The following is a 17,706-nucleotide window of genomic DNA, read 5'->3' as shown; positions in this document are numbered from 1 at the left end:
GGTGTCGCCGGGACGCAGGACTGGTGAGCGTAGGCACTGGTCGTCGTCGTCGGTGGGCACGACGGCAGCCTAAGAGTTGAGTCGGTTACGGCTCACGACCGTACCCGTTGTGGGCGGGCGTTCCGCGGGGTCGGATGTGTGTGCCCGCGTGGTCCCGCCCGTAGTTGGGCGGGTCTCATCGGGGGGTGGCACGTCCGGGTGCGGGTGGTCTTTGCCCGGCAGAGGCCACCGCAGGGGTGGCTGCCGTCCCTGCCGCCGTTGTGGGGGTGGGTGCGGTTGACCGGGTCAGGGCCTCTTGCTGCCCTGCTACCCGTTGCCGCAGTGCGGCAACGGAAGTCTCATCAAGGTAGGCGGTTCTCGGGTCGTCCGGGTCGGTCAAGCGCACGCATGCGGCCATCGCCGCCGACACCAGGTCCCGGTCGCCGATCAGCCCGCAGTGGGGGCAGTTGTGCTCGCGCTGGGACAGGGGTTTGCGTTGTCGGTGCCCGCAGGGGCAGCGCTGCGACAAAGCTGTCTGCCGGGTGCCGGCACGCAGCATCCGTCCACCTGCGGCTCTGGCCTCGCCGTGCAGGGCGGCGACGAGTTGGCCGGGGCTGAACATGGCGATCCCGCGTCCCCATCGTCGCGCCCATACCCGCATGTCCGTGTGCTCGACGGTCAGGTGGCTGCCGTGCCGGGTAACGATCGTGCGGGCGATGTCGCGAGCGCGATGCTGTTTCGCCTGCGACATCGCGCGAGAGTCCTGCGCATGCTGCGCGCGGACCCGCCGGTAGGTGGTGCTGAGCATATCCCGCCGGTAGGCGCGTTTCGGATGGCCGGCCGCGTCACTGACCCGGGTGCCCGCCGGGGTGGTTGCCGCCCGTTCGGGCAGGCCCGCCTCCCGGCGGCGGCGAGCCCGTCTGGCCTGCCGAACGCTCAACGTGTACTGCGCCTGATTCGACGACCGGCGGGAGCGATCAAGGGCTCGCTGCCGGCGGCGGGCGGCCAGTCGGGCTTTCTCGACTGCTGCCCGCTGCTCAGGCGTGACGGCCACATGGTCACTGGCAAGTCCACCGTCGGTGGAGGGGCTGGCGGGCATGGAGACGACGGCGAGGTTGCTGACGTTCCCATCCACCCCCGCGACCCGATCCCGTGGCGCGCCTTTACGGTTGGCCGCGACAGCCGGACTCGTCCACCCAGAGCCCAGAATCATCAGATGCGCGTAGTAGCGCCAGCCACCGCACGCACGATGGTCTTCCACCCGTACCAGATCGATCTTGTGCCAGATGGTCGGATCGGCGAGGAAATGGTGTAGGCGCGCCCACTGGCCTGCGCCCTGAGGCAACCGGACGGGCAGGACCAGGTCGCCTGCGGGCAGGCCGGTGAACACGACGGCGAGGGGTCCGTCGTACTCCCACCAGCCCTTCAGAGGGCGTGGCGGGGTCGGCATCACGCGGGGCTGGGAAAGCGCGGAGTCGGGTTGACGCGGTGGGTAGGCGGAGGCGTGCGCATCCAAACCGCCGACCAGCCGAAACGTCTCCCATGTGCGCCGCTTCGTGTGCGACCTGGCCCGGCCGGGAATACGGCGGTGGTCCCACCAAGTGCCGGTCCTCGGCCTGCCCGCCCGCTTGCCCGACCTGTCCGGGAACAGATGACGGTCGCAGGTCTGCCACACCTCGTCGGCCAGGTGCATCGCGATGGCCTTGGTCACGTGATGCCGCAACCACCCGGCCGCTTCGACATGCCGGTAAGCAGCCGTCTCCAGGGCCGCACGTGTCAGCTCGAACCGCGCACGTGCTCCCGCCAGATCGCGCTCACGCAGCCGGGACGCCGCCCACAACGCGTCCACCGGCGACCGGGCCTGCGCTTGCAGCGCCCGCCGCAACTGAAACGTCGCGGCGAACATCCGCTCCAACCGAGCACGCGACCGGCTATTCGACGCGTCAAGGCCCAGGCGGATCACTGCGCACGGGCCATCCGGGTCCCGCCGCCAGTTCCTCGCCTTCGACCTGCCCTGCGTCCGCCGAGAGGCAGGCGCAGACGGGGATGCAACAGAACTCATTGCCACCCTTCCCGCCGCCCGGGCGCTCGGTTTCGTCGAGCAGGACCGTACCCGCGGGGTCCGACCAAACCAGCCGCGTTCCTGCCAGTGCGAGCCGAGCCACCCCGCCGAGTCCTCGCCGACGGCGTATACCGGCCCGTACCCGACGTGATCACCCGGCCCTCGATAGAAGCGGCCGGATCATCTCCGATCATGCCTGGCGATCCCACTCACACTGCGGCGCCAATCATCCAACAACGTCATCCCCTGATCGAAAGACTGACAGGGCCCGCGGCCATGCCGTGCGCCGAGCCGTTCCGGCTGTGCCCGCTGCCACCGGATAGCCTCGACGTCGTGGCGACCGCGCTGGTGATCGAGAACGACCCGACCGACGACCTCCGCCGACTGGGGGAGTGGCTCCGCGAAGGGGGCATCGAGCTGCGGGTGCTCCGCCCGCACGCGGGTGGCGAGCTCCCCGCCGACCTCGACGGGTACGCCGCGCTGGTGGTGCTCGGCGGCGAGCAGCAGGCGTACCCGCTGCCCGACGGCAGCCCCGGCGCGCCCTGGTTCCCCGCCTTGGAGGGGCTGCTGCGCAAGGCGGTCCGGCAGCGCGTTCCCACCCTCGGCGTCTGCCTCGGCGCGCAACTGCTCGCCGCCGCGCACGCCGGGCAGGTCGAACGGAGCTCGTCCGGGCCGGAGGTCGGGCCGGCCGTGGTCGGCAAGCGGGACGCCGCCGAGACCGACCCGCTCTTCCGGTACGTGCCGCTGATGCCGGACGTCTTCCAGTGGCACTCCGACGAGATCACCGAGCTGCCGCACGGGGCCACCCTGCTCGCGGCCTCCACCCGCCATCCGCACCAGGCGTTCCGGCTCGGTGACCGGGCCTGGGGGCTGCAGTTCCACATCGAGTGCGACACCGAGATGATCGCCGACTGGGCCCGCGACTCGACGCTGCTGGCTGAGCTGGGCTACGACCCGGAGCTGGTGGTGGCCGCCTGCGACCGGGTGATGGCCGACGTCGAGGAGGTCTGGCAGCCGTTCGCCGTCCGGTTCGCCGCCCTCGCCCTCGGCGAGCTGGACGACGACGCCCCGCGCCGCAGCCTGCCGCTGCTCGGGCACTGAGATGACCCGACCGACCAGGGGCCGCCTCGCCCGGTACGGCTTCGCCGAGGGCGACGGCCGGGCGCGGGCGGCCGACCTGCTCGGTCCGGACGGCCTGGGACTGTGGCGGCCGGACACCCAGGAGCCCACCGACGAGCGGGCCGCCGAGCTGCTGGCCGGGCTCTCACGGGCGGCCGACCCGGACCTCGCCCTGCGCCAGCTGCACCGTCTCGTCGAGGCGGAAGGGCGGGTCAGCGGCAAGCCGGCCGTGCTCGACGCCCTGTACGCCGACCCGGGGCTGCGCCGCCGGCTGACCGCCGTGCTGGGCGCCTCGTCGGCGCTCGGCGACCATCTGGTCGCCAACCCGGCGCAGTGGACGGTGCTGGCCACCGAGCCGGACGGGCTCGCCCCCGCCGCGGAGGGCCAGCTCGACCTGGCCACCGCCGCCCGGCTGACCGCCGCCACCGGCCCGGTTCCCGTGCTGCGGCAGGCGTACCGGCTGGCGCTGCTGCGGATCGCGGCGGCCGACCTGACCGGCGGGCGCGGCCTGGAGCAGACCATGGCGGCGCTCTCCGCGCTCGCCGACGCCACCCTCGCCGCCGCCTACCGGATCGCCGTGGACGAGCTGCCCGGCGGGGCGCCCCGGCCCCGGCTGGCCGTGGTGGCGATGGGCAAGGCCGGCGGCGACGAGCTGAACTACGTCTCCGACGTGGACGTCATCTTCGTGGCGGCCGAGGACGACGACCTGACCGCCGCGACCCAGGTCGCCACCCGGCTGATCGAGGTCTGCGGGCTGGTCGCCTGGCCGGTCGACGCCGCGCTGCGCCCGGAGGGCAACCGCGGCCCGCTGGTGCGTACCCTCGCCAGCCACCTGGCCTACTACCGGCGCTGGGCCCGGACCTGGGAGTTCCAGGCGCTGCTCAAGGCCCGGCCGGCGGCGGGTGACCTGGCGCTGGCCCGGGAGTGGATCGACCAGCTCGCGCCGCTGGTGTGGACCGCGGCGGAACGGCCCGAGGCCGTCGAGGACGTCCGCGCGATGCGCCGCCGGATCATCGAGAACATCCCGCCGAAGGAGCTGGAACGCGAGATCAAACGGGGTCCGGGCGGGCTGCGGGACATCGAGTTCGCCGTCCAGCTGCTCCAGCTCGTGCACGGCCGGGGCGACGAGTCGCTGCGGGCGCCGGGCACCATCCCGGCGTTGCGCGCCCTGGTCGCCGGCGGCTACGTCGGCCGGGCCGACGGGGAGGCGCTGCTGCGCGGCTACCGCTTCCTGCGCGCCGTCGAGCATCGGCTCCAGCTCCAGCACCTGCGGCGTACCCACACCGTGCCGACCGAGCCGGCCCCGCTGCGCTGGCTGGCCGCCGCGCTCGACTACCAGGCCACCCCGGGCCGCAGCGCCGTCGAGGAGTTCCGCGCCGAGTGGGTCACCCACGCCACCGAGGTACGCCGGCTGCACGCGAAGCTGCTGTACCGGCCGCTGCTGGAGTCGGTGGCCCGGGTGCCGGCCGACGGGCTGCGGCTGACCCCCGAGGCGGCCCGGCACCGGCTGGAGATCCTCGGGTTCGCCGACCCGGCCGGGGCGCTGCGCCACCTCGAGGCCCTCACCGGCGGGGTGAGCCGCACCGCCGCCATCCAGCGCACCCTGCTGCCGGTGCTGCTCAGCGAGTTCGCCGACGCGCCGGAGCCGGACCGCGGGCTGCTCAACTACCGGCAGGTCTCCGACAAGCTCGGCAGCACGCCCTGGTACCTGCGGCTGCTGCGCGACGAGGGGCCGGTGGCCCGCCGCCTGGCCCGGGTGCTCTCCTCCTCCCGGTACGCCGCCGACCTGCTGGCCCGCGAGCCGGAGGCACTGCGGCTGCTGGCCGAGGACACCGAGCTGACCCCACGGCCCCGGGAGGTGCTCTGCGAGGGCTTCGCCGCGGCGGCCGGGCGGCACGACGACCCGGTCGAGGCCGCCCGGGCGGTGCGCGCGCTGCGCCGTCGGGAGCTGCTCCGGCTCGCCTGCGCCGACGTGCTCAGCCGGGCCGGCGTGCTCACCCCGCGCCCGCCGCGTGCCGCCGAGGCCGGCGCACGCCCCGACGGGCCACCCACCCTCGCCGACGTCCGCACGGTCGGCACCGCGCTCGCCGACGTCACCGACGCCACCCTGGCCGCCGCGCTGCGGGCCGCCCGGGCCGCGCAGCCGGCGCCGCCCGGGCTGCGCTTCGCGGTGATCGGCATGGGCCGGCTCGGCGGGTACGAGTCGAACTACCTCTCCGACGCCGACGTGCTCTTCGTCTACGACCCGCCCCCGGGGCTGGACGAGGGCACGGCCAGCGGCGCCGCCCACGCCATCGCCGAGGAGCTGCGCCGGCTGCTCTCCGCGCCGGCCCCCGACCCGCCGCTCGGCGTCGACGCCGACCTGCGCCCGGAGGGCCGGCAGGGTCCACTGGTCCGCAGCCTCGCCGCGTACGCCCAGTACTACGCCCGCTGGTCGAAGGTGTGGGAGGCGCAGGCGCTGCTGCGGGCCCGGTTCGTGTGCGGCGACGCGGACCTGGGCGCCGAGTTCGAGGCGATGATCGATCCGGTCCGGTACCCGGCCGACGGTCTGACCCGCGAGCAGGTGGTGGAGATTCGCCGGATCAAGGCCCGGGTGGAGGCGGAGCGGCTGCCCCGGGGCGCCGACCCGGCCACCCACACCAAACTGGGCCGGGGCGGCCTCGCCGACGTCGAGTGGGCGGTGCAGCTGCTCCAGCTCCGGCACGCCGGCCGGCTGCCCGCGCTGCGCGACACCCGTACCCTCGACGCCCTCGCCGCCGCCCGGGACGCCGGGCTGGTCGACCCGGAAGACGCGGCGGAGATGGCCGCCGGCTGGACGCTCGCGGCGCAGGTCCGCAACGCGCTGATGCTGGTCCGCGGCCGGGCCGGGGACCAGCTCCCGCGGCACGGGGTCGAGCTGGCCGGGGTGGTACGCCTGCTCGGCCGGGACGACCCCGGCGAGTTCCTCGACGAGTATCTGCGCACCGGCCGCCGCTCCCGGGCGGCCATGCAACGGGTGCTGGACACCCCGGGCTGACGGCTCCCGTCGGCGGGCCCGCCGACGGGGTCGTTGCAGGACTCCCGGGATTGCGGGACGGACGGCCGGGTAAGCCCGGGTCGCGAGGCCGACCGCCCCCTTCTGCGCCTATGAACTTGATGACGTGAATGAATCGCCTGGCCGGGCACAGATGCGTACGCCGACGCCGCCGGAGGCCGCCGGGGCAGTGCGGCTGAGCCGAATCGTTCACGTCATCAAGTTCGTAGCTTGTGAGGAGTCACCTGTCGGCTGGCTGCCGGCGGGGTGAACCACTCCAGGTCCCCTAAACGGCGGTTTCCGGAAGCCAGGACACCGCCGCATCCCGCAACCGGAGTCGACCACGGTCGCGGGCCAGGTCGGGTCGGGGTCAGCTGCCGAGGGTGTAGGTGCCGGCGCGCGGCACGGTCACCACCGTCCACGTTCCGTCGGCGGTGACGGTCGCGCCGCCGGTGACGGTCAGCCAGCGGTCGTGCCTGATTCGGACCGGCACCCGGCCGGGACCCGGCACGCGGAAGGTCACCGCGGCCGCGTCCTGCCGGACGAGTTCGCCGGGGGCACCCACCAGCGGGGTGGGGTCGGCCACGGCGTACAGCCGCCAGTGCGCGTCCGACCAGACCTCGGTGAGGTACGGCAGCCCGCCGCCGATCAGATCGGCCTCCGGGCGGCCTACCCAGGACAGCTCGGCGTCGGGGACGGCCACGTACTGGATGGCGTTGTCGGCCAGCCAGGCCTGGTAGCTCGCCGGGGTGAGCGGGACGCCGGTGCCGGCGGCGCCCGGCACGGTGGTGAAGAAGAGCGGGTTGCGGGCGATGTCGACCTGGCGCAGCCAGCCCCGGGCCAGCGGCACCTCGCCCAGGTGGGCCGCCTCCCAGTAGTTGCGGGTCGGCGGCACCTCCACCCGGCCGGCCAGGCCACGCCGGGCCAGCTCCGCCCGCAGCGGCGCGAAGTACGCCGGATCGGCGGTGGGATCGTCCGCGCGCAGGTCGGCGGCGACCACGGGCGGCTGCCACCAGCAGACGGCCGCGAGCAGCGCGGCCAGCGCGACTCCGCCGGCCACCCGCCGCCGCGGCTCACCGGCCCGGCCGGCCCGGCCGTCCCGCGACTCGGCGACGGCACCTGCCGGGCGGGCGCGCGCCGGCAGGCGGCCCGCCAGCCACCCGGGCAGCCGGGCGGTGGCCGCCAGCACGGGCAGCGCGAACATCACCACCAGCCGGGTGGCGTTCAACCCGACCGGGGTGTGCAGCAACGCCGCGGCCAGCACCCCGGCCGCCGACAGCAGCGCGCCCACCCGCACCGGCCGGTACGCCACCAGCGCGGCCACCAGCAGGCTGCTGACCACCGCGTGCAGGGTGTCCGTGCGGCTGATGTTCATCCAGCCGCCCTCGCCGAAGAGCAGCCCGGTCACTGCCAGCGGCACGGCGGCCGGGACGGCCAGCAGCAGGCCGTCGGCGTACCGGCGGGTGAGCAGCAGCGCGACGCCGGCCAGGCCGACGAAGAGTCCGGCCACCGGGCTCGCCGCCGAGGCGAGCAGGGCCGCCAGGCCGGCCAGCACGCCGCGCGGCCACCCGGGGCGCCGGCCGGCCGGCAGGGTGAGGGTGAGCAGCGCGGCCAGGCCGACGGCGACCCCGAGGGCGTACGTCACCCGGCCGGAGACCAGGTTGCCGGCGATGGTGAGCACCCCGACCAGGCTGCCCAGCAGGGGCCGGGGCGCCCCGGTTCGGACCAGCAGCGCGGCGAACGCGGTCGCCGCGGCGAGCAGCGCGACCGCCCCGGTGGGGCGTACCCCGAGCAGGGCCATCAGCGGCGGCGAGACCGGGCTGTAGCCCCACGGGTGGACGCCGCCGTACCAGTGCAGGTCGACCAGCGCCGGCCCGTGGGCGGCGAAGAAGCCGGCGCGGGCCACCTGCGCCGACAGGTCCGAGCCGAGCGGGGGAAAGGTGACGTACAGCACACCCAGGACGAGCGCGGACGCGGCGGACACCGCCACCACCCGACCGCCCCGCATGCCCACCTCCCGATCGCGACCCACCGTACTGGCAGCATGTCCGACGTGCCTCACCACCTCTCCCGCTGGATCGGGCTGGTCGGCTCGGTGCTGCTCGCCGTGGCCGCCTTCTTCGGCGGCGCGCTGCCGCACGGCGACCTGCGCCCCACCCCCGTCAGCATTTGGCAGGGCCCGCACGGGCCGTTGATCATCGGCACCTGGCTGGCCGGCACAGCGCTGCTGGGCTGGGCCTGGTGGTCGCTCCGCGACCGGGTGCCGTCGACCCGCTGGGTGCTCGTCACGGTCGGGCTCTGGCTGCTGCCGATGCTGACCACGCCGCCGCTGGGCAGCCGGGACGCGTACGCGTACGCCTGCCAGGGGGCCAGCTACGCCGCCGGGATCAACCCGTACGAACAGGGCGTCTCCGCCCTGCCCTGCCCGTGGCTGGACACCATCTCGTATATCTGGCGGGACACCCCGGCCCCGTACGGGCCGCTGTTCGTGATGATCTCCGGGGCGCTGGTGACCGCCGCCGGGTCGCTGACCGCCAGCGTCGCGCTGTTCCGGGTGCTCGCCGTGGCCGGGGTGGCGCTGACCGCCTGGGCCCTGCCGGTGCTGGCCCGCCGCTGCGGGGTGCCGCCGCAGCGGGCGCTCTGGCTGGCGTTGGCCGGCCCGCTGGTGCCCGTGCACCTGATCTCCGGCGCGCACAACGACGCGATCATGGTGGGCCTGCTCGCCGCCGGGCTGGCCGTGGTGGCCGCCCGGCCGGGCCGCCCGCTGCCGTTGCTGGCGGGCGGCGTGCTGCTCGGGCTGGCCGGTGCAATCAAGGTCACCGCGCTGGTCGTGGTGCCCTTCGCGGCGCTGGCCGCCATCGTCGGGGCGTACCGGATCCGCGCGCTGGTCCGCCACGGCGGGTGGGTGGTCGGCGGGGCGCTGGCCGCGATGGTGGCCGCGACCCTGGCCGCGGGCCTGGGCCTCGGTTTCATCAGTGGGCTGGAGCAGGGCGGCCTCGTGGTCGCCTGGACCTCGCCGCCGACCGCGGTGGGGCAGACCGTCGGCTACCTGGCGTCGCTGTTCGGCGCACACATCGACGCGCTGCCGGTCACCCGAGGGCTCGCCGTGCTGGTGCTCGGGGCGCTGCTGATCTGGCTGTGGTTCCGGGCGTTCCGCCGCCGGGACCCGTTCTGGCACGCCGGGCTGGCGCTGGTCGCGACGGTCGCGCTGTCCCCGCTCTTCCACCCCTGGTACTGGACCTGGCCCCTGGCCGTGCTCGCCGCGACGGCCCGACGGACCGCCTGGTTCGCGATGGTCGCCCTGGTGTCGTCCTTCCTCGTCCTGGCCGACGGCACTGGTTTACCCCGGTACACCAAGATGCCGGGTGCCCCCCTGATGACGCTGTTCGTGATCGTGGTGGCCGTCCGGTTGATACGGTCGGCCCGGGCGGATCGGGAGCCGGTGCCCGCAGACTGAGGAGAAACGGCGGTGAGTGAGCCCGGCGCGGTGCCCGACGGACCGGTCCGGCCCGTCGCCGCCGCCGTCGCTCGGTACGCCGGGCTCGCCGGTGCGGTGCTGCTCACCGTCGCCGGCTGGCTGGGCGGCGCGCTGCCCGGCGGTCCGCTGCGCACCACCCTTCCCGGCCTGTGGCAGGCCAGCCACGGGCCGTGGACCCTCGGCTGCTGGCTGGTCGGCACGGCACTGTTGGTCGGCGCCTGGTGGTCGCTGCGCTGGGGTGCCCCGTCGACCCGGTGGGCGTACCTGACCGCCGGGCTCTGGGTGCTGCCGCTGCTGGCCGCGCCGCCGATGGGCAGCCGGGACGTCTACTCGTACGCCTGCCAGGGCTGGTCGTGGACGCACGGCGCCGACCCGTACCGGGTCGGGGTGGCGGCGGCCGGGTGCCCGTGGACCGACGCGGTGACCCCGATCTGGCGGGCCACCCCGGCACCGTACGGACCGTTCTTCGTGCTGCTGGCCGGCCTGGCGGTGCTGCTCGGGGGCAGCCTGGTCGGGGCGATCGTGCTGCTGCGGGTGATCGCGGTGGCCGGGGTGCTGCTGGCCGCGCTCTGCCTGCCCGGCCTGGCCCGGGCGGTGGGCGTACCGACCCGGCGGGCGGCCTGGCTGGCGCTGGCCTGCCCGCTGGTCGGGGTGCACCTGGTGGCCGGTGCGCACAACGACGCGCTGGGGCTCGGGCTGCTCCTGTTCGGCCTGTTGGTGCTGGTCCGCCGGCCCGGCAAGCCGCGGGCGCTGGTGGTGGCCGGGGTGCTGCTCGGGCTGGCCGTGTCGGTGAAGGCGGTCGCGGTGGTGGTGCTCCCGTTCGCCGCGCTCGCCGCGGTGCTGGGCCGCTACACGTGGCGCGCGCTGCTGCGCGACGCCGGCTGGCTGGCCGGTGGCGTGCTGGCGGCGCTGCTGGTCACCTCCCTGGCCACCGGGCTGGGCCTGGGCTGGGTGGGCGGCCTCGCGCACAGCGGCGACTCGAAGCAGTGGACCTCGCCGCCGACCGCGGTGGGTTTCGTGGTCGACTACGCGGGCGGCCTGTTCGGGCAGGAGCCGCACGCGGTGCCGGTGGTCCGGACCGTCGCGCTGGCGCTGCTCGCGGTGCTGCTGGTGGCGCTCTGGTGGCGGGCGTGGACCGGGCTGCGCCAGCTCAACGACGTCCCGCAGCGGGTGGTCCGGCTGGCCGCCGCCCGGCCCCGGGTGGCGCTGCTCGGGGCGGGTCTGGCGCTGGCCGCCACGGTCCTGCTCGCCCCGGTCTTCCACCCCTGGTACGCGACCTGGCCGCTGGCGCTGCTCGCGGTGGCGACCCGGTCGCTGGCCCGGACCGTCCGGTTCGTGGCGCCCTGCGCCGTGGCCTCCTGCCTCACCCTGCCGGACGGCGCCAACCTGGCCCGGTTCACCAAGGCGCCGGGCGCGATCCTGATGACCGCCCTGATCGTGCTGCTGGCGGTCCGCGGCGTCCGCGCGCTCCGGGCCCGGCGGGCGGGCTGAGGGCGTACGCAGCCGGCCGGGCCGGCCCCGCGGTCGCGGAGCCGGCCCGGCCGGTGCTGACGGAGCGTCGGGTCAGCAGTCGAAGTACATGGCGAACTCGTGCGGGGTCGGGCGCAGGCGCACCGGGTCGACCTCGTTGGCCCGCTTCCACGCCACCCAGGTGGAGATCAGGTCCGGCGTGAAGACGCCGCCGTCGAGCAGGTAGTCGTGGTCGGCCTCGAGCGCGTCGAGCACCTCCGGCAGCGAGCCCGGCACCTGCTTGACGTCGCCCCACTCCTCCGGCGGCAGGTCGTACAGGTCCTTGTCGATCGGCGCCGGCGGCTCGATCTTGTTCTTGATGCCGTCCAGGCCGGCCATCATCATCGCCGAGAAGGCCAGGTACGGGTTGCTGGACGGGTCCGGCACCCGGAACTCGACCCGCTTCGCCTTGGGGTTGCTGCCGGTGACCGGGATGCGGGTGCAGGCGGAGCGGTTGCGCTGCGAGTAGACCAGGTTGACCGGCGCCTCGAAGCCCGGCACCAGGCGGCGGTAGGAGTTGACCGTCGGGTTGGTGAAGGCCAGCAGCGACGGCGCGTGGTGCAGCAGGCCGCCGATGTACCAGCGGGCGGTGTCGGACAGGCCGGCGTAGCCGGTCTCGTCGTAGAACAGCGGCTCGCCGTTCAGCCAGAGGCTCTGGTGGGTGTGCATGCCGGAGCCGTTGTCGCCGAAGAGCGGCTTCGGCATGAAGGTGGCGGTCCTGCCGTTGGCCCAGACCTCGTTCTTCACGATGTACTTGAAGAGCTGGAGCTGGTCGGCGGCGTGCAGCAGGGTGGAGAACTTGTAGTTGATCTCCGACTGGCCGGCGGTGCCCACCTCGTGGTGCGAGCGCTCCACGACGAAGCCGTTGTCGACCAGGCGGCGGACGATCTTGTCGCGCAGGTCGGCGAAGTGGTCGACCGGCGGCACCGGGAAGTAACCGCCCTTGTACGCGGTCTTGTAGCCGCGGTTGCCGCCCTCCTCCTCGCGGCCGCTGTTCCAGGCGCCCTCGATGGAGTCGATGTAGTAGAACGACCGGTGCGCGGAGGTCTCGTGGCGGATCGAGTCGAAGATGTAGAACTCCGCCTCGGCGCCGAAGTAGGCGGTGTCGGCGATGCCGCTGGCCGCCAGGTACGCCTCGGCCTTCTTCGCCACGTTCCGCGGGTCCCGGCTGTACGCCTCCCGGGTGAACGGGTCGTGGATGAAGAAGTTCAGCGCGAGGGTCTTCTGCGCGCGGAACGGGTCGATGAAGGCGGTCGCGACGTCCGGGAGCAGGAGCATGTCCGACTCGTGGATCGCCTGGAAGCCACGGATCGACGAACCGTCGAACGCGAGGCCGTCGGTGAAGAGCGCGTCGTCGACGGACTCGACCGGCAGGTTGAAGTGCTGCATCACGCCGGGCAGGTCACAGAAACGTACGTCGACGAACTTCACGTCCTCGTTCTTGAGGTATCGCAGGAGTTCCTCGGGATTGGCGAACACACGTCCTCCTGGCAGGTCCACTCCGGTGGCTGGCTTCTGGCGACGGTATGGCCGTGGAGTTGCCCGGCCGTGTCTCCTCTGTTTCCGCCGTGTTACGTCCCTCGCGGAGCGTCATCTCGGCCGCTCAGGTGCCGGTCGGTCTCCGTTCGGACGATACTCGCTGTGATGGTGTGGCGCTAATTGTTGGCTTTGGTCCGATTCGTCACTCCGCGCCGAACCGGCGTACCCGGGCAGTGACCGACACCCCTGGTCACCGCGCCCGTCCCGGCCCGGACCCGGCACCTGGCTACCCTTGACCGCTGTGACCGATACCGCCGCCGCGCCGGTGCCGCCCGCCGCGGACCCGACCTTCACGCCCCCGAGCCTCGGCCGCCGCTTCGGCGCGCTGGTCGTCGACTGGGTGCTCTGCCTGCTGATCTCCAACCTCTTCGGGGGCCCGGTCCAGCACCCTTGGGCCCCGGTCCTGGTGCTGGTCCTGGAGTACGCCCTGTTCCTCGGCCTCTTCGCTCAGACCCCGGGCATGTACGTCACGAAGATCCGCTGCCTGGGCTGGGCCGACGGCGGCCGGATCGGGCTGCTCCGGGCCCTGCTCCGCGGCGTGCTGCTCGCCCTCGTGGTACCCGCCGTGATCATGGACGAGCACCGCCGCGGGCTGCACGACCGCCTCACCGGCTCGGTGATCGTCAACGCCCCCCGCTGATCCGGGGCCCCGACGAGAAAGGAGCCGGCCCGTGCGGGTCCGGCTCCTTCTCGCGTACGACGGGGGTCAGCGACCCCGGGTCTGGCGGAACGCGCCGCGCGGCGGCCGCATGTTCTTGGGGATCGCGCCCTTGGGCATCTGCGGGCGGGCGGTGAGCGCCTTGAGCCGCTTGTCGAGGGCGTTGACGTCCTTGGGGGAGAGGGTGCGGGGCAGCCGCATCAGGGTGGTGCGCAGCTTGCGGATCGGCAGCTCGTCCTCACCCTGGCCGATCACGTAGTCGTGCAGCGGCGCGGTGCCGATCACCTTGGCCAGCCGGCGCTTCTCCTGGCCCAGCAGGCCGCGGACGCGCTGCGGGTTGCCCTCGGCCAGCAGGATCACCCCGGGGCGGCCGAGCACCAGGTGGACCATGTCCATCTGGGTGGTGGAGCTGACGGCCGGGGTGACCCGCCAGTCGCCCCGCATGCTCTCCATGATCTGCGCCGCCGCGCCGGGCTGCCCCTCGGCGGCGCTCATCATCGCCGTGTTGGACCGCAGGTTGAGCACGATCAGCACGGCGAGCAGGGCGAGCAGGATGCCGATCGGCAGCCAGAGCCAGCCGTAGAGAATGACCGCGACCACGGTGAGCGCGAGCGGGATCAGCACCGCCGCGGCGACCAGCGGCATGAACCACCGGTCCTGCTTGGCGGTGAACCGAAACACCATCCCGATCTGCTTCAGCCGCTGGCCGAACGAGACCTTCTCCTGGGGCTTTGCCATGCCGCAGAGTCTAGTGGGCCCCGCACCCGCCGTTGCTGCCCGGCCGGCTCTGGCGCGGCTGAGTACCTTACGCCGCCGTACGCCCCCTGAGGCGGCCCGGTAAGGAGGGGGCGGCGCGGAAGATCAGGCGGCGACCCCATGCCCCGGGGGCACCTTCGCGCGGAAAGTCGGTGTCGACAGCGAAACGACATCGCACGACAGGGGAAACCGAGATGTTCGGCAACGACGCAGAGCTTCTGCTCACCATCCACCGCAGCCACGCCGCCGAGCTCCAGGCCGACGCGGCCCGCGACCGGCTCGCCCGGTCGCTGCCCCGCCGCCACCCGCGCAGCTGGCTGAGCCGCCGGCACCAGGCCGCCCGTACCGTCGACGGCCGCCGGTGACCACCCTCGCCGCGCCGGCCGTCCCGGCGATCGCCCCCGGCCGGGGCGCGACCGCCACGCCCGGCCCGGCGGCGTCCCCGGCCGGCCCGGTGCCGACCGCACCCGGGCCGGCCGCCACCCGGGACCCGGACGGGGGAACGCCGGGCGGCACCGGTCCGGCCGACACGGGGGCGGCCGGACCTGCGGGCAACCGCCCGGACCGGCCGGTCGGCCGGGTGGGTATCGGCGCGCGCCGTGGCATGCTCGATGCCGTGACCGCACGCGCCACCAGCACCGTCCTCGTCGGCCGTCAGCCGGAGCTGACCGGGCTGCGCGACGCGTTCGGCCGGGCCGGGGCGGGGGAGCCCAGCACCGTCCTGGTCGGTGGCGAGGCCGGCGTGGGCAAGACCCGGCTGCTCGAGGAATTCGGCGCCCAGGCCGGCGCCGCCGGGGCGCGGGTGCTGATCGGCCAGTGCCTGGAGCTGGGCGAGGCCGGCCTGCCCTTCGCGCCGTTCGCCGCCGCGCTGCGCGAGGTGCTGCGCCGCGACGGCCCGGCCGCCTTCGCCGGGTACGAGGCGGAGTTCGCCCGGCTGCTGCCCGAGCTGGCCCGGGTGCCGGCCGGCGGCGCCGCGCCCACCGGCCTGCCCGTCTCGGACACCCCGCGCGGCTACCTGTTCGACCTGGTCGCCGATCTGTTCCAGCGGATCGCCGAGGAACGGCCGCTGGTGCTGGTGATCGAGGACCTGCACTGGGCCGACCGATCCACCCGGGACCTGATCGCCTTCCTGGTCCGGGCCGCCCGCGCCGCCCGCCTGCTGCTGGTCTGCACCTTCCGCACCGACGAGCTGCACCGTGGCCACCCGCTGCGGCCGTTCCTCGCCGAGCTGGACCGGGCGCGCGGGGTGGACCGGGTCGAGCTGAGCCGGCTCGACCGGGACGGCACCGCCGCCATCCTGGCCGACCTGCTCGGCACCGAGCCGCCCCCGCGGGCCGTCGACGACGTGCACCGGCGTACCCAGGGCAACCCGTTCTTCATCGAGGAGCTGGCCGCCGCCGGCGACCCGGTCGGCTGCGCCGTGCTGCCGGAGACCCTGCGCGACCTGCTGCTGGCCCGGGTGGACCGGCTGCCCGAGCCGGCCCAGCGGGTGCTGCGGATCGCCGCCGCCGGCGGCACCCGCTTCGCCCACCAACTGCTCGCCGAGGTCGCCGGCCTGCCCGAGCCCGAGCTGGAGGACGCGCTGCGCGCCGCCGTGGCCGCCCAGCTCGTGGTGGCCGACCCGGACGGCGACTACGAGTTCCGGCACGCCCTGGTGCGCGAGGCCGTCCACGACGAGCTGCTCCCCGGCGAGCACGCCCGGCTGCACGCCCGGTACGCCGCCGCGATCGAGGCGCAGCCGCACCTGGTGGCCGCCGGTCGCGCCCCGGCCGAGATCGCCCACCACTGGTACGCGGCGCACGACCACCCGCGCGCCCTGGTCACCGCCCGCGTCGCCGCCTGCGCCGCCGCCGACCGCTACGCCTACGCCGAGCAGAGCCGGCTGCTGGAACGGGTCCTCGAACTGTGGGAGCTGGTGCCCGACGCCGCCGACCGCCTCGGCATGGACCACCTGCGGGTGCTGGAGGAGACCCTCGCCGCGGCCACCACGGCCGGCGACCTCAGCCGGGCCCTCACCCTCACCCGGGCCGCGCTGGCCGAGGTGGACGCCTACGCCGAGCCACTGCGCGCGGCCCGCCTGCTCGACCAGCGCGGCCGGCTGCTGGCGCTGCTCGGCAAGAGCGACGGTGCGGCCGAGCTGGGCGAGGCGTACCGGTTGGCGGTCGGGGTGCCGGACGGGCCGGAGCGGGTGGGCCTGCTCGCCGACATCGCGGCACACCTGATGAAGGTCGATCCGGAACAGGCCGCCTCGGTGGCGGCCGAGGCGATGGCCGGCGCCGAGGCCGTCGGCGCGGACCTCGTCCTGCTGCCCACCCGGATCGCCATGCTCCGTCGCACCGACCAGACGCCCGACCTCGGGCTGGCCGAGCTGCGCCAGGCGGAGGCCCGGGCCAGGGCGACCGACAACGCGCCGGCGCTGGTCAGCGCCCTGGTCTACCTCTCCGACGTGCTGTACGAGCTGGGCAGCTACGAGGAATCGGCCGAGGTGGCCGTGGCCGGGGTGGCCGAGGCGCGCCGGGTCGGGATCAGCCGCTCCATCGGGGCCTACCTGCTCTCGAACCGGGCCGAGGCGCTGATCGCCCTGGGCCGCTGGGACGAGGCCGACGCGGCCTGCGCCGAGGCGGCCCGGATCGACCCGCCGGGCGTCTCCGGGCTGCACTGGCTCCAGCTCCGCGCCGGGCTGCGGCTGGCCCGGGCTCACCCCACCGCCGACGAGCTGGTCGGGCGGGCGCTGGCCTTCCTGGCCCGGCCGTACCTCTGGCCGAGTCACCGGCTGCCGCTGCGCGAGCTGCGGATCGAGGCCGCCCTGGCGGCCGACGACAAGACGGCGGCGGTTGAGGCGAGCCGGGCGGCCCTGGCCGACGAGCGCCTGGTCGACCTGCCCCGGGAGGGGTGGCCGGTGCTCAGCGCGGTGGCCCGGGCCGCCGCGCTGGCCGGCGACGCCGACCTGGCCGAGGAGGTGTCCACGGTGGCCGCCGCCCTGCCCGTCCGCTACCCGGCGGAACGGGCGCACGCCGCCCAGGTCACCGCGATCCTGACTGGTGCTGGTGCTGGTGCTGGTGCTGGTGCTGGTGCTGGTGCTGGTGCTGGTGCCGGCGGTGGCACCGCGGCGCTGCTGGCCTGGCGCGCGACGGTGGCGGAGTGGCGGGCGGTCGGGCAGCCGTATCCGCTGGGCCGGGCGCTGCTCGGCCTGGCCGAGGCGGCCGCTGCGGCCGGCGAGCGGGACACCGTCGCCGCCGCGGTACGCGAGGCCGGCGACATCGCCGCCCGGCTCGGCGCCACGCCGCTGAGCGAGCAGGCCGCCGTGCTGGCCCGCCGGGTCGGGCTGCGCGGCGGCGGCCGTCCCGGCCCGGAGCTGCTCACCAGCCGCGAGCAGGAGGTGCTGCGGCTGGTCGCGGAGGGGCACAGCAACAGCCGGATCGCCGAGCGGCTCTTCATCTCGCCGAAGACGGCCAGCGTCCACGTGTCCCGGATCATCGCCAAACTGGACGTGAGCAACCGGGTGGAGGCAGCCGCGCTGGCCCACCGCCTCGGCCTGCTGACCGTGAGCGCGCCCGAGCCGCGCCCGCCCAGCGCCTCCTCCTGAGCCACCT

Annotated in this window: 11 protein-coding genes; 7 read left to right on the top strand and 4 right to left on the bottom strand. The window is 74.9% G+C overall.

Annotation, left to right across the window (positions count from 1 at the left end):
- Positions 1–175 precede the first annotated feature (175 nt).
- A complete protein-coding gene (locus ACY34I_RS04955) occupies positions 176–1,885 on the bottom strand; it encodes a zinc ribbon domain-containing protein (RefSeq protein WP_462753000.1) in 1,710 nt (569 codons plus the stop codon).
- Positions 1,886–2,350: 465 nt separating this feature from the next.
- Between ACY34I_RS04955 and ACY34I_RS04950 the strand changes: the two genes are divergently transcribed.
- A complete protein-coding gene (locus ACY34I_RS04950) occupies positions 2,351–3,142 on the top strand; it encodes a type 1 glutamine amidotransferase (RefSeq protein ID WP_462752998.1) in 792 nt (263 codons plus the stop codon).
- A gap of 1 nt (position 3,143) precedes the next feature.
- Complete coding sequence (locus ACY34I_RS04945; protein ID WP_462752858.1) at positions 3,144–6,176, top strand: bifunctional [glutamine synthetase] adenylyltransferase/[glutamine synthetase]-adenylyl-L-tyrosine phosphorylase; 3,033 nt, start codon at positions 3,144–3,146, stop codon at positions 6,174–6,176.
- Positions 6,177–6,543: 367 nt separating this feature from the next.
- Here the strand turns inward: ACY34I_RS04945 and ACY34I_RS04940 are convergent, their stop codons facing one another.
- Positions 6,544–8,181 carry a hypothetical protein gene (locus ACY34I_RS04940; RefSeq protein ID WP_462752856.1) on the bottom strand — a complete coding sequence of 546 codons (1,638 nt, stop codon included), beginning with the start codon at positions 8,179–8,181 and terminating at the stop codon, positions 6,544–6,546.
- A 45-nt stretch (positions 8,182–8,226) separates the two neighbouring features.
- Between ACY34I_RS04940 and mptB (ACY34I_RS04935) the strand changes: the two genes are divergently transcribed.
- Positions 8,227–9,630: a polyprenol phosphomannose-dependent alpha 1,6 mannosyltransferase MptB gene (gene mptB, locus ACY34I_RS04935; protein WP_462752996.1), complete on the top strand. Its 1,404-nt coding sequence runs from the start codon at positions 8,227–8,229 to the stop codon at positions 9,628–9,630.
- 12 nt (positions 9,631–9,642) lie between these two features.
- Positions 9,643–11,142: a polyprenol phosphomannose-dependent alpha 1,6 mannosyltransferase MptB gene (mptB, locus tag ACY34I_RS04930; protein WP_462752854.1), complete on the top strand. Its 1,500-nt coding sequence runs from the start codon at positions 9,643–9,645 to the stop codon at positions 11,140–11,142.
- A gap of 72 nt (positions 11,143–11,214) precedes the next feature.
- On the opposite strand, the gene glnA is transcribed toward mptB (ACY34I_RS04930), so the two are convergent.
- Complete coding sequence (gene glnA / locus ACY34I_RS04925) at positions 11,215–12,639, bottom strand: type I glutamate--ammonia ligase (RefSeq protein ID WP_148794674.1); 1,425 nt, start codon at positions 12,637–12,639, stop codon at positions 11,215–11,217.
- A gap of 301 nt (positions 12,640–12,940) precedes the next feature.
- Here glnA and ACY34I_RS04920 point away from each other — a divergent pair, with 301 nt between their 5' ends.
- A complete protein-coding gene (locus tag ACY34I_RS04920) occupies positions 12,941–13,339 on the top strand; it encodes an RDD family protein (RefSeq protein WP_187413365.1) in 399 nt (132 codons plus the stop codon).
- Positions 13,340–13,405: 66 nt separating this feature from the next.
- On the opposite strand, the gene ACY34I_RS04915 is transcribed toward ACY34I_RS04920, so the two are convergent.
- Positions 13,406–14,095: a DUF4191 domain-containing protein gene (locus tag ACY34I_RS04915; protein ID WP_462752851.1), complete on the bottom strand. Its 690-nt coding sequence runs from the start codon at positions 14,093–14,095 to the stop codon at positions 13,406–13,408.
- A 212-nt stretch (positions 14,096–14,307) separates the two neighbouring features.
- On the opposite strand from ACY34I_RS04915, the gene ACY34I_RS04910 reads away from it, so the two are divergent.
- Together ACY34I_RS04910 and ACY34I_RS04905 are read left to right on the top strand one after the other, a co-directional pair.
- Positions 14,308–14,478 carry a hypothetical protein gene (locus tag ACY34I_RS04910; protein ID WP_187413366.1) on the top strand — a complete coding sequence of 57 codons (171 nt, stop codon included), beginning with the start codon at positions 14,308–14,310 and terminating at the stop codon, positions 14,476–14,478.
- Positions 14,475–17,699 (top strand): helix-turn-helix transcriptional regulator, encoded by a 3,225-nt coding sequence (locus ACY34I_RS04905; protein WP_462752849.1) that lies wholly within the window; start codon positions 14,475–14,477, stop codon positions 17,697–17,699. Before ACY34I_RS04910 ends, ACY34I_RS04905 begins: the two co-directional genes overlap by 4 nt.
- Positions 17,700–17,706 lie beyond the last annotated feature (7 nt).

Source organism: Micromonospora sp. RTBAU3-60 (assembly GCF_054963695.1).
Note: the sequence above shows the minus strand (reverse complement) of the source record. Positions and strands in the feature narration are given on the sequence as shown.